The sequence below is a fragment of the Flavobacterium foetidum genome, from assembly GCF_004634245.1.
Classification (GTDB): domain Bacteria; phylum Bacteroidota; class Bacteroidia; order Flavobacteriales; family Flavobacteriaceae; genus Flavobacterium; species Flavobacterium foetidum.
In genome coordinates, this window is sequence record NZ_SJTF01000002.1 from 220,007 (window position 1) to 231,707 (window position 11,701).

An 11,701-nucleotide genomic window follows, 5' to 3' on the forward strand; every position below is an offset into this window, starting at 1 on the left:
CTTAACCTTGGCTAAGCCATTGTATTAATAAGGAAATATTATTTAGTAAGATATAAGTAACCGGCTTGCTGTCTAGGCTTAGACTGGTTGTCTTTGTATCTTAAAACGTAATAATATGTTCCCTCTGGCAATCCGTTTGATTCTTTTACGGTTGTTCTTCCTTCTGAGAAACCTTTAAAGACTACATCATTGTTGTTGTAATGATCTCTCTCGAAAACCAAAACTCCCCAACGGTTAAAAATCTGAACCGTATTTTCTGGATAACACTCAATACCTCTGATGTAAAATCTTTCGTTTTTATTGTCGCCATTCATAGAAACCGCATTAAAGACTTTGATGTTACAGCCGTTTAATTCGATCACAGTTGGATTATCTCCACCTGCATTTTCGAAATCAGATTTATCCAGAACGATGATGCCGCTTTGAGAAATTCCCGAAACTGTCGCCTGATTGCTTAATACACCCGCATTAATATCGGCCTGAGTTAATGTATAAGTTGCAGTAAACGTTGTACTGTCGCTTTGGCCTACAGCCAAATTAATCGAACTTCCGCTCAAGATAACTCCTGGTAAAAGATTAGAGATTATGATGTCTTGCAACGCTACATTTCCAGTATTTGCGATAGTAAAAGTGTAGGTTACCGTTTCCCCAGCCTCAATATTTCCATTTCCGTTTTCATCATTCAATGCTGCTTCCATAATCAATGAAATAGAAGGCACTTCAACAAAAATATGGATGGTCGCCGTGCTGCAGTTATTATTGTTTGCTTTTTCGCAAATCTGGTAAGTCAACGTATGGCTTCCTCCCTGAGTTCCAGGCGCAACATCAATTGTACCGTCTTCGTTTAAAGTTATTCCTGTTGGGAAATTGTTTCCTGTAAGGATAACATCTTCAGGTCTGACAGGTACACCGTTTAATTTATCATTATCTAATACATTTATTATTTCTAATGAACCATTGATACCGTCTGCAATTGCAGTGTCGTCGTCATTTCCTGCTTCAATTCCGAATTGAGGCTTAGCATTACATCCAGATGAAGCAGCAGGATAATTCACCGTTACCGATTGTGTTGGATTTAATACAAACTGCATTGTTACCGCAGGTCTTGTCAATTCGAATCCGTCATTACCTTCCAACCATTGTCCGTTTACCAATACCCATCCTGGCCAGTCGGTCGGAATGTTATTTGCATTAAGCACTGTCCCAGGCCACAATACATTTCCTGCCAAAGGCATATTGGTTTGTGTTGCCACAATATGATTTGCGCTATCAATCCAATTAATAGTTACCAAATCTTTTGGTGTAAAATTATCAGCTGTGACTGCATATCTCACAAATGCTGCATTGTTTGAGCAGTAACTTTCTGCTGTTACAGTCATTGAAGGAGCAACTACAGTAACGGTTACCGTTGCCGATGTACAGTTGGCTGTATTCGCTTTTTCGCAGATTTCGTATGTTAACGTATAAGTTCCCGGTGGAGCATTTGGAATCAATTCAACGGTTCCGTCTGGACCTAATGTCAGTACATTATTCGGATCAGGAGTTAATACATTTAGATTGATATCTGAGATTAATAATGGACTATTGTCTAAAGTATCGTTGTCTAAAACATTTACTATTTTAACTACTTCGTTGATTCCAACAACTGAACCTACAGGATCCGCCACGGCAACAAGTACTCTTTTATCAACCGGAATTGTAATCACGGCAGGTGTTGCGTCTACAGCTCCATTATTATCTGTTGCTGTAAAAGTAAATGAGTCATTTCCTGAAAATGCGCCACTTGGAGTGTACGTCAGCATTCCAGCTTCCAGCGGTGTCAATATCTGATTTACTGTAAGCGGTGTACCAGCAATAGCTAGTGTTCCGTGAGTAGGCAAAGTCACAATAATGTAATTTGCAATTGTACCGTCGGTGTCTGATGCAGTTAAAGCTTTAATAGCAGTTGCCCCAGCATTTGAAGGCATATTTGAATTAGTATCGTTATTTGCTACTGGAGCATTGTTTCCGACAGGAATAGTAATTACTGCTGGTGCCGAATCAGCTCCTAAATCATCTGTCACAATAAAAGTGAACGAATCATTACCATTAAATGAACCGCTTGGTTGATAAGTAAGATTAGCCGCTTCTGTTGGTGTCAATAACTGATTCGATGTTATAACTGTTCCATTTAGAGCCAAAACCCCATGTAATGGTAAAGTCCTAACAGTATAGCTCACAATAGTTCCGTCTACATCTGTTCCAGAAAGAGCATTAATTGCAGTTGCGCCAGCTGTTGATGGGATCACTGTATTGGTATCGTTGTTTGCAACTGGTGCGTCGTTTACTGGAGTAACCGTAATCGACACAGTTGCGATGTTGCTGTTCAGCGAGCCGTCATTGGCTTTATAAGTGAAACTGTCTGAAAGAGTTTCGCTTCCGTCATGCACGTAGGTGAACGAGCCGTCTGCGTTCAACGTCAATGTTCCGTGCGAAGGGTTCGTTACCACGATGGCAGTAAGCGCGTCTCCCTCGGCATCCGTGTCGTTTCCTAAAACTCCCGGAGCAGAAATGTTCAGTGTTCCGCCTTCGGCAACCGTGTAATTGCTGTCGTTTAGGGCAACCGGAGCATCGTTTACCGGAGTAACCGTAATTGTAACAGTTGCAGTGTTTCCGTCAACTGTCCCGTCATTAGCTTTATAAGTGAAACTGTCTGAAAGAGTTTCGCTTCCGTCATGCACGTAGGTGAAAGAGCCGTCTGCATTCAACGTCAATGTTCCGTGCGTAGGGTTCGTTACCACGATGGCAGTAAGCGCGTCTCCCTCGGCATCCATGTCGTTTCCTAAAACTCCTGGAGCAGAAATGTTAAGCGTTCCGCCTTCGGCAACCGTGTAATTGCTGTCGTTTAGGACAACAGGTGCGTCGTTTACCGGAGTCACCGTAATCGACACCGTTGCGATGTTGCTGCTCAGAGAGCTGTCATTGGCTCTGTAGGTGAAGCTGTCGCTTGTCGTCTCGCTTCCGTCATGAACGTATGTGAAGGTTCCGTTAGCATTAAGCGTAAGTGTTCCGTGCGATGGGCCCGAAACCAGTACCGCCGTAAGGGCGTCTCCCTCGGCATCCGTATCGTTCAGCAGTATGCTGTTGGTTGCAGTGGCCGTAAGCGTTCCACCTTCGGCAACCGTATAATTGCTGTCGTTAAGGGCAACCGGAGCATCGTTTACTGGAGTAACCGTAATTGTAACAGTTGCAGTGTTTCCGTCAACTGTCCCGTCATTAGCTTTATAAGTGAAACTGTCTGAAAGAGTTTCGCTTCCGTCATGTACGTAGGCGAAAGACCCGTCTGCGTTCAACGTCAATGTTCCGTGCGAAGGATTCGTTACCACAATGGCAGTAAGCGCGTCTCCCTCGGCATCCGTGTCGTTTCCTAAAACTCCCGGAGCAGAAATGTTCAGCGTTCCGCCTTCGGCAACCGTGTAATTGCTGTCGTTAAGGGCAACCGGAGCGTCGTTTACTGGAGTGACCGTAATTGTAACAGTTGCAGTGTTTCCGTCAACTGTTCCGTCATTAGCTTTATAAGTGAAACTGTCTGAAAGAGTTTCGCTTCCGTCATGCACGTAGGTGAACGAGCCGTCTGCGTTCAACGTCAATGTTCCGTGCGAAGGGTTCGTTACCACGATGGCAGTAAGCGCGTCTCCCTCGGCATCCGTGTCGTTTCCTAAAACTCCCGGAGCAGAAATGTTCAGTGTTCCGCCTTCTGCAACCGTATAATTGCTGTCGTTAAGGGCAACCGGTGCGTCGTTTACTGGAGTGACCGTAATTGTAACAGTTGCAGTGTTTCCGTCAACTGTTCCGTCATTAGCTTTATAAGTGAAACTGTCTGAAAGAGTTTCGCTTCCGTCATGAACGTAGGTGAAAGAGCCGTCTGCGTTCAACGTCAATGTTCCGTGCGTAGGATTCGTTACCACGATGGCAGTAAGCGTGTCTCCCTCCGCATCCGTGTCGTTTCCTAAAACTCCCGGAGCAGAAATGTTAAGCGTTCCGCCTTCGGCAACCGTGTAATTGTTGTCGTTAAGGGCAACCGGTGCATCGTTTACTGGAGTGACCGTAATTGTAACAGTTGCAGTGTTTCCGTCAACTGTTCCGTCATTAGCTTTATAAGTGAAACTGTCTGAAAGAGTTTCGCTTCCGTCATGCACGTAGGTGAACGAGCCGTCTGCGTTCAACGTCAATGTTCCGTGCGAAGGGTTCGTTACCACGATGGCAGTAAGCGCGTCTCCCTCGGCATCCGTGTCGTTTCCTAAAACTCCCGGAGCAGAAATGTTCAGCGTTCCGCCTTCTGCAACCGTGTAATTGCTGTCGTTAAGCGCAACCGGAGCATCGTTTACTGGAGTCACCGTAATCGATACCGTTGCGATGTTGCTGCTCAGAGAGCCGTCATTGGCTCTGTAGGTGAAGCTGTCGCTTGTCGTCTCGCTTCCGTCATGAACGTATATGAAGGTTCCGTTAGCGTTAAGCGTAAGCGTTCCGTGCGATGGGCCCGAAACCAGTACCGCCGTAAGGGCGTCTCCCTCGGCATCCGTATCGTTCAGCAGTATGCTGTTCGCTGCGGTGGCCGTAAGCGTTCCGCCTTCGGCAACCGTGTAATTGCTGTCGTTTAGGGCAACAGGAGCATCGTTTACTGGAGTAACCGCAATCGACACCGTTGCGATGTTGCTGTTCAGAGAGCCGTCGTTAGCTCTGTAGGTGAAGCTGTCGCTTGTCGTCTCGCTTCCGTCATGAACGTATGTGAAGGTTCCGTTAGCATTAAGCGTAAGCGTTCCGTGCGATGGGCCTGAAACCAGTACCGCCGTAAGGGCGTCTCCCTCAGCATCCGTATCGTTCAGCAGTATGCTGTTCGCTGCAGTGGCCGTAAGCGTTCCGCCTTCGGCAACCGTGTAATTGCTGTCGTTTAGGGCAACCGGTGCGTCGTTTACTGGAGTGACCGTAATTGTAACAGTTGCAGTGTTTCCGTCAACTGTTCCGTCATTAGCTTTATAAGTGAAACTGTCTGAAAGAGTTTCGCTTCCGTCATGCACGTAGGTGAAAGAGCCGTCTGCATTCAATGTCAATGTTCCGTGCGAAGGATTCGTTACCACGATGGCAGTAAGCGTGTCTCCCTCGGCATCCGTATCATTTCCTAAAACTCCCGGAGCAGAAATGTTCAGCGTTCCGCCTTCGGCAACCGTGTAATTGCTGTCGTTTAGGGCAACAGGAGCATCGTTTACTGGAGTGACCGTAATCGATACCGTTGCGATGTTGCTGTTCAGAGAGCCGTCATTGGCTCTGTAGGTGAAGCTGTCGCTTGTCGTCTCGCTTCCGTCATGAACGTAGGTGAAAGAGCCGTCTGCATTCAACGTCAATGTTCCGTGCGAAGGATTCGTTACCACGATGGCAGTAAGCGTGTCTCCCTCGGCATCCGTGTCGTTTCCTAAAACTCCCGGAGCAGAAATGTTAAGCGTTCCGCCTTCGGCAACCGTGTAATTGCTGTCGTTAAATGCAACCGGTGCGTCGTTTACTGGAGTAACCGTAATCGATACCGTTGCGATGTTGCTGCTCAGAGAGCCGTCATTGGCTCTGTAGGTGAAGCTGTCGCTTGTCGTCTCGCTTCCGTCATGAACGTATATGAAGGTTCCGTTAGCATTAAGCGTCAGTGTTCCGTGCGATGGGCCTGAAACCAGTACCGCCGTAAGGGCGTCTCCCTCAGCATCCGTATCGTTCAGCAGTATGCTGTTCGCTGCAGTGGCCGTAAGCGTTCCGCCTTCGGCAACCGTGTAATTGCTGTCGTTTAGGGCAACCGGTGCGTCGTTTACTGGAGTGACCGTAATTGTAACAGTTGCAGTGTTTCCGTCAACTGTTCCGTCATTAGCTTTATAAGTGAAACTGTCTGAAAGAGTTTCGCTTCCGTCATGCACGTAGGTGAAAGAGCCGTCTGCATTCAATGTCAATGTTCCGTGCGATGGGCCCGAAACCAGTACCGCCGTAAGGGCGTCTCCCTCGGCATCCGTATCGTTCAGCAGTATGCTGTTCGCTGCAGTGGCCGTAAGAGTTCCGCCCTCGGCAACCGTGTAATTGCTGTCGTTTAGGGCAACCGGTGCGTCGTTTACTGGAGTCACCGCAATCGACACCGTTGCGATGTTGCTGCTCAGAGAGCCGTCATTGGCTCTGTAGGTGAAGCTGTCGCTTGTCGTCTCGCTTCCGTCATGAACGTATATGAAGGTTCCGTTAGCGTTAAGCGTAAGCGTTCCGTGCGATGGGCCCGAAACCAGTACCGCCGTAAGGGCGTCTCCCTCGGCATCCGTATCGTTCAGCAGTATGCTGTTCGCTGCAGTGGCCGTAAGAGTTCCGCCCTCGGCAACCGTGTAATTGCTGTCGTTTAGGGCAACCGGTGCGTCGTTTACTGGAGTGACCGTAATCGATACCGTTGCGATGTTGCTGTTCAGCGAGCCGTCGTTGGCTCTGTAGGTGAAGCTGTCGCTTGTCGTCTCGCTTCCGTCATGAACGTAGGTGAAGGTTCCGTTCGCGTTAAGCGTCAGTGTTCCGTGCGATGGGCCCGAAACCAGTACCGCCGTAAGGGCGTCTCCCTCGGCATCCGTATCGTTCAGCAGTATGCTGTTCGCTGCAGTGGCCGTAAGCGTTCCGCCTTCGGCAACCGTGTAATTGCTGTCGTTAAGGGCAACAGGAGCATCGTTTACAGGAGTGACCGTAATCGATACCGTTGCGATGTTGCTGTTCAGAGAGCCGTCGTTGGCTCTGTAGGTGAAGCTGTCGCTTGTCGTCTCGCTTCCGTCATGAACGTAGGTGAAGGTTCCGTTCGCGTTAAGCGTCAGTGTTCCGTGCGATGGGCCCGAAACCAGTACCGCCGTAAGGGCGTCTCCCTCGGCATCCGTATCGTTCAGCAGTATGCTGTTCGCTGCAGTGGCCGTAAGCGTTCCGCCTTCGGCAACCGTGTAATTGCTGTCGTTAAGGGCAACCGGAGCATCGTTTATAGGATTAATTGTGATGTTAACCGTTACTGTCGAGCTATCATCATATCCATCATTAGCCTTATAAGTGAAACTGTCTGAAAGAGTTTCGCTTCCATCGTGGATGTAAGTGAATGAACCGTTTGAATTTAATGTCAATGTTCCGTTAGTCGGATTAGAAACTAAAATAGCTGTCAACGCATCACCATCTGCATCGGTATCATTTGCTAGAACTCCCGAAGCAGCCGTAGTCGTCAAAGTTCCTCCTTCATTTACACTGTAGCTATTACCTGTGGCTACTGGAGCTCTGTTAACAATATTCAAAACAGCTGTATTCGAATTAGGCTGCGCACAAACATTTGAAGTACTTGTTACATCTAATCTGTACATATAGCCATTGAATGAATGTGGAATATTTGTCAAAGTCAACGAGTTCGTAGTTGCATTCGAAAACACTGGACTAGTACCACCATTGGTAACAGTTGTCCATGTCGCACCTGCATTAGTACTTTGTTTCCAAGTATAAACAAGATTAGCACCAGACACCAATGTGCTAAATGTAGCATTTCCGCCTACATTTGCGCTTCTATTGGCCGGATTGGTGATAATAGTTACAATATTCGCAACTAAATAATTTGGTTTAGAAGTTCCTGTAGTATTAACAGGAGTAGCATAAGAAGCCCCCACAACTGTACCATTCGCATTTGTTGCAGGTGGCAATCCCGTACCATAAAACCCATTATTATCTGGGTCGACCCCCGTATTTCCGTATGCTTCAACCGAATCTGGACAACCGTCATTATCAGAATCTAAATCCAGCTGATCAATCATTCCATCTAAATCATTATCATATCTGTCGTCAACAGTATCTTTGTTACTATCGATAAAACCAGGTGCATTCGAGTTAAGGAAGTTTGGTTTTGTCGCGCCTGGCTGATACGCAAAAGGATCTGGCAAACCTGCAGCTCGTTCTACAGTATCGAAAATTCCGTCATTATCATCGTCTAAATCACATTCTATCGAAAGTCCGTCTTCGTCATCAATTCCGACATAATTAGGATTTTCTACTGGAACATATAACGAAACGCTTCCACCAGCAGAACCGTTCTGAGATCCGTTACGATTTCCTCCTGTGTGCTGTCCTCCTTCACCTCCACTAGAAATAAGCGTTACATTTGGGGGTAATACGGCAAGTGAATACAACAAAGCTCCACCACCGCCTCCACCGCCGGGACCATGCAATACAGTAGTATTTAAATCCTGACCGTCACCTCCTTTGGCAGAAACAGTTAAATTTCCAGTAAAAAGAGGGCTTTTCAAGACTACCGTTCCGCCGGCACCTCCTCCTCCTCCTCCGTCTGGATCACCAGAAACATTTACCGGTTGTGGAGAAAAACCATCTGCAATAATAGAATGTCCGTTTCCGACAATCTCACTGGCAAAAATAATTACAATACCACCTCCGTCAGCGGCTGACGAAGGATTGTTTGTCGTAACATATCCCGAACCTCCGGCTCCTCCAAGAAATACTTTATCTTGTGCAAAAAACGAAGATAAGGAAACACCTCCTAAACCTCCAGCACTATCCGCAGTGTTACACCAGCGTCTTCCACCTTCGCCTCCGGCACCATAGTTAGATCCACCACCTCCGCCTGAATCTCCTGCAATACCTGATCCACCACCATTTGCTCTTGGGGCACGACCGCGGTTAGTATTACTATCATCAATTACAATACCATCTCCTTTCGTATACGAAGAAGTGGCTGTACTGCTTAAAACATATTGTGTTGTTGGATTAGAATTACAGTTGTTATCTGGACCGTTTTGACTCATCCTGATTCCTTCATAACCTTGTCCTGCTACATCAATATCTGCATTAAATATTAATTTTCCATTTGTTTCTATAGCCAAAACACCACCATTCCTTTCTGCAGTGGTCCATTCTTTTGCTGTTAATCTGCCAGCGATAGTTACATCACCCGTATACCTCGGAACCCTTACAACTTGAACCATACCGGTACTGGTATTGTAATTTTTTATTAAAGGGAACATAGGAGTCACCACATTTCCTACAATACTTTTTATTTCAAAAAATTCGTAGTTACCTGTGTTATTTATTGCCGTCACCCTACCAGCAGTAGCTGTATTAGTAGTTTCGATTGTTGCTCCTTTCATCTGAATAATCAGAGCTTTATCTCCTGCTACAAGTCCAGTCGCATTACTCACCGTAATGGTATGAATACAGCTTGCCACACAAGGGTCACAACTTGGCTGATTGATACCTGTAACCGAAAAATAGCTGTTTACTATTCCTGAAATACTTGTCTGTGAAAAACCACTAAGGCTGCACAAAAACAAAAAACCGACTAAAAACTGTTTTAGTGTCCGTTCTTTGTTAAATGTTAAAATTTTTAGATAAGTAAAGTTCACCATATATTAAAACAATTTAAAATTCCGAATAAGCATAACAAAGCCTGTACGCTCAAGTCTCTTTTTTAAAACCTGGCGTAAATGGGTTGTTAATAAATTTTCATAATCGCTGAAAATCAGCAGAGATAAAACAATCAACCAGAACTACTGATTCTGAAAAGGTTAATCATTTCTTTCGGCGCCAAATGTAAACGAAAAATAAAGCTATGAATAGTCAATTCGGACATATTTTCGTTTTAAAAAAGACGATTGATTGTTGAAAGAAAATTAGTATATTGCTTAAAATACAAGGATATTTAAGAAACTAAAAATAAAAGAGTTACCTGAAATCAGGTATATTGCTCGGAAAAGTTTAAAATAGTCCTAACCGTTTTATTTTATGGAAAAAAGTTATTTTATACTTCCAAAAAACGTTCTTCTGAAGGCAGTTTTCCAAATCTCTTTTTATAACTTGAAGCAAATCTCCCTGCCGAGTCATGCCCCGTAATCACTGCAATTTCCTGAATAGTGAAATCTGATTTCTGAACAAGTTGCATCGCTAGAACCAAATTTTTTTCTTTATGATATTGCAGCATTGAAAAACCATAAACGGCCTTAAAATTTGATTTTAACTTTGTCGGAGAAGTATTGACTTCTTTTGCAATATGCTCGATACCAATAAATGGAAGATGCAGATGCTGCAGGATAATTCTTTCTGCCCTAGAAACATTCAGATAATCCAGATTGCTAAGCGAAATATTATCTTCTATTCTTGTGTCAGCAAAAGCATTGTCAAAAAATTCGGTAATTAATTTCATCGACTTCTTTTTCAGTTTCAGATTGTCTGATTCTGAATTGGTTTCTCTTTCCAGAATTTCAGAAATTTCTGCACCAACTTGATGTGCTTTTTCAGAAATGTCTAACCAAGTATAAGAGCCTCTTTTTCCATTAAAAAAGTTTAGTATTGTTTTTCGATCCTTAAATTTTTTGGAAGAAAAATTCTTCTTCACCCAGCTTTTGGTCATGGCAATGCTAAAAAATTTTCCGTCTGCTTCTTTGTAGAAATAACTGGAAATTTCGGTGCCAGGTTTACTGATGGTCCAACAAGTACTCAAAAGTGTTAAGGATGTTCCGTCTTTTAAGGGGAATTGATATTCAAAAACAGAAAAAGTCAAAAGATAGTACTCACTGCTTTTGTTTGTATCATAACCCGACAAAGCCATGATATTTTCTTTAAGCGTCATATAAAAAGTCAGCAGCCAGAATCCTTCTTCAAATTCTTTATAATACATTTTTGCCTTGCAAAGCGGTGTATTGAAGGTAATAAGGCTTTTTAACGGAAAGTGTCTTGTTATAGGCAATTTCAGTATACTTTCCAACATTATCTGCGGTGTATTGAACAAGTACGGAAATTGAAAAAAACCATCTTTTAGCAGAAAGAGATACTTCTGGATATGTTTGGGCCAATTATCTAAGGTCATTTAAATTAAGCAGTTTGGGGCGATAAATAAATTATGTTTTTGTGCATATAGGTTGAAAGCAAAAATAAAAACATAGCCTTAAATAACAGCAAGTAAATCTACGTATATTGCGTTTTTCTCGTTCAACTGCAACATTTTTAAAAATACTACAGGTTATTCCTATAATTCAGTCAATTTGGTTTTGTCAATACTAATTAAATCTCTCGTTGCTTTACAAACTGTTTGCATTGCTATTGAATTGCAAAAAATGGGCAATACAACTCCTAGAGCCTATTGACAACAATATATTGAATTAGAAAAAATGTAGGGATAAAAAATACAAACTGCGAAAAAGGAATTTAGCTATATATAGGAATGAAGTAGCGCTAAAATTTTCACTCAAGATAAAAGATGTGCTTTGACCCTCCAGAGTGAAGATTGATGATGACTTCTTTAAGTTTTTCGTCGAGGTTTGCGGTAATTGAGCGGAGTATGTTTTTTAAATCCTTGAAATTATTTGGCTTTACAAAATAACAAATCGCTCCTAAGGCCGCCGCCGCATCCATATCATTTTTATGCGAAGAGGTAGAAATCATGATAACGGGAATTTGTTGATACTTTTGTTGTTCCTTTAACACTCTAAGGCAGTCCAAGCCGCTGAGTAAAGGCATATTCAAATCAAGAAAAATCAGTTCAGGGACACGTTCTAAACTGTAGAGTTGCTCCATCATTTCATTGCCATTTACAGAACAATAACATTTGATAGACTGGTCGATGTCTTGCAGTGCTTCACAGAACATTTCAGTATCGTCTATGTCGTCGTCTGCCAATAAAATTACTTTTTCCATC

General features: G+C 43.9%; 3 protein-coding genes. All 3 read right to left on the reverse strand.

Annotation, left to right across the window (positions count from 1 at the left end):
• Positions 1-38 precede the first annotated feature (38 nt).
• The 3 genes from E0W73_RS03315 to E0W73_RS03325 all read right to left on the reverse strand — a co-directional run bounded on the left by E0W73_RS03315 (position 39) and on the right by E0W73_RS03325 (position 11,700).
• Positions 39-9,416 carry an Ig-like domain-containing protein gene (locus E0W73_RS03315; protein ID WP_135220674.1) on the reverse strand — a complete coding sequence of 3,126 codons (9,378 nt, stop codon included), beginning with the start codon at positions 9,414-9,416 and terminating at the stop codon, positions 39-41.
• A 392-nt stretch (positions 9,417-9,808) separates the two neighbouring features.
• The gene (locus E0W73_RS03320) at positions 9,809-10,873 is read right to left on the reverse strand and encodes a helix-turn-helix domain-containing protein (protein WP_135220675.1); all 1,065 of its coding nucleotides are present in this window, start codon (positions 10,871-10,873) and stop codon (positions 9,809-9,811) included.
• A gap of 374 nt (positions 10,874-11,247) precedes the next feature.
• Positions 11,248-11,700, reverse strand: coding sequence for a response regulator (locus E0W73_RS03325; protein ID WP_135220676.1), 453 nt, complete (start codon positions 11,698-11,700; stop codon positions 11,248-11,250).
• Position 11,701: the final 1 nt, after the last annotated feature.

Coding starts and splice junctions, on each gene's coding strand:
- E0W73_RS03325 (WP_135220676.1), bottom strand. CDS start 11,700: ATGGAAAAAGTAATTTTATTGGCAGACGACGACATAGACGATACTGAA.
- E0W73_RS03320 (WP_135220675.1), bottom strand. CDS start 10,873: ATGACCTTAGATAATTGGCCCAAACATATCCAGAAGTATCTCTTTCTG.
- E0W73_RS03315 (WP_135220674.1), bottom strand. CDS start 9,416: ATGGTGAACTTTACTTATCTAAAAATTTTAACATTTAACAAAGAACGG.